The organism is Kitasatospora nipponensis (genome assembly GCF_039528135.1).
Lineage (GTDB): Bacteria > Actinomycetota > Actinomycetes > Streptomycetales > Streptomycetaceae > Kitasatospora > Kitasatospora nipponensis.
On the sequence record NZ_BAAALF010000856.1, the window covers coordinates 1 to 617 of the forward strand.

The window sequence follows — 617 nt, forward strand, 5'->3', positions numbered from 1 at the left end:
AACACCCCGTACCACTATCAGGACGACAAGGTGGACTGGCTGTTCTCGCACATGGACCAGGTCGCGAGCGCCCATGTCGCGGCTCTGCTGTTCGGCCAAGGATCGGACAAGTCGACCACGATTGAAACCGACGGCGGCAACCTGTTCGCGAAGACGATCGCCTACCAAAACTCGGGTGGCACGCCGCTCAAATAGTGTGAGAAGGCTGCTGCCTTCGCGGTCAGCGCGTCGTTCAGCACGATCGGCCTGGTCCTAAGTCTGCGTTGCTTGTCGATGTTCCACAGCTTGTGAAGGCGGCTCAACTCGCTGAGGAGAAACATGTCCTCGTAGGAGATCGCCATGACGCCAGGGCCGTTTCAAAGCCCTGGTGACCACGTGAGTCCGCAGGCCGGAGCCGCCCGGCCGGGCCCGTCACGTACGCATCGAAGCTCCAGTCGAACGAGGTGACTTGCCAAGTCGCCTTGAACCGCTGGAGCTTCAATGGAGTAATTGTCAAGAGTTGTGGGTTGAGTGACGTGCGATCAGCTGCAGTGGTCGTGGGACGCTCGATCAAGCGGGGGTTATCCGACCTGGCGGGGGGGCGGGCGGGCGACCAGCAGTGGTGTGAAGCGGGTGGG

The 617-nt window shown here is 61.6% G+C and carries 1 pseudogene; it reads left to right on the plus strand.

The features are described 5' to 3' along the window. A pseudogene (locus ABD323_RS43715) lies at window positions 1–195 on the plus strand (RICIN domain-containing protein); the annotation flags it as partial. Window positions 196–617 lie beyond the last annotated feature (422 nt).